The 800-nt window shown below is 74.8% G+C and carries 1 protein-coding gene and 1 pseudogene; one reads left to right on the top strand and one right to left on the bottom strand.

Going from position 1 to position 800, the window contains the following annotated elements:
- A pseudogene (locus tag ITP53_RS55590) lies at positions 1–609 on the bottom strand (hypothetical protein); the annotation flags it as partial.
- Here ITP53_RS55590 and ITP53_RS56795 point away from each other — a divergent pair.
- Positions 602–800 (top strand): hypothetical protein (locus ITP53_RS56795; protein WP_207757787.1); only part of this gene is annotated, 199 nt, incomplete at its 3' end. The pseudogene ITP53_RS55590 and the gene ITP53_RS56795 sit on opposite strands and share 8 nt — an antisense overlap.

Raw genomic sequence — 800 nt, 5'->3', positions numbered from 1 at the left:
CGGCTGGCCGCCCCGTTGGTGGTGACCGTTGGCGCCAGGCGTGCGGCGGGGCAGGGGCTGGGCCGGGCCGGGCGCCGAGGCCGCAGGTCCGGGGCCCGCCTCGGGAGGCACACCCTCGAGCCACGCCTTGGCCGAGTGGGCGCGGATGCCCAGCTCGCCCATCAGCTCCACGACGTCGCTGTCCGGCGGGCTCTGGGCCAGGAGCTGACGCGTACGGGCCTGCAGGCCGTGGAGGTCGCCCACGACGAGCCAGCCGTCCTGGAGGCGGCGGTCGGGCATGAGCGTGACCAGCACCCGCCAGAGCGGTGTACGCAGGGACGGGACCGTCACAGGGTGGGCCGGGTCGGCGCCGATGAGCTGGTCTTCCGTGGCCGCCGCGCCCAGCCACTCGGTGAGGGCGAACATGTGGCCCGTGACCGGCGCGGACTCCGAGGAGCGGAGCCAGTGCAGGACGCGTTCCTCGGCGGTGCGCTGGGCCTGGGACAGGGCGTCCCGGTCGACGAGCATCTTGTGCGCGAGCGTGCGCAGGCTGACCGGGTCCTCCGCGAACAGCCGGTGCACGGCCACCGCCAGCTCCAGCTTGTCCAGGCTGCGGAACAGGTTGTCCACGACCCGGACCATCGCGTGGTCGGCGTCGGAGGGCACGGGGCCGCTGGACGATGCCACGCCGCTGGTGGCGGGCGTCGAGTACGAGGAGCCCTTGGACGAGTTCCTGCCCGGTACGGCCGGCATCGAGCCGGTGTGCGGGCCGCTGGAGGCGGGGCCACCGGGGACGGGTGGGATGGAACCGGTGTGGGGAC

It is taken from the genome of Nonomuraea cypriaca (assembly GCF_015645445.1).
GTDB classification, from domain to species: Bacteria; Actinomycetota; Actinomycetes; order Streptosporangiales; family Streptosporangiaceae; genus Nonomuraea; species Nonomuraea cypriaca.
This window is presented reverse-complemented; position numbering and strand designations above follow the sequence as displayed.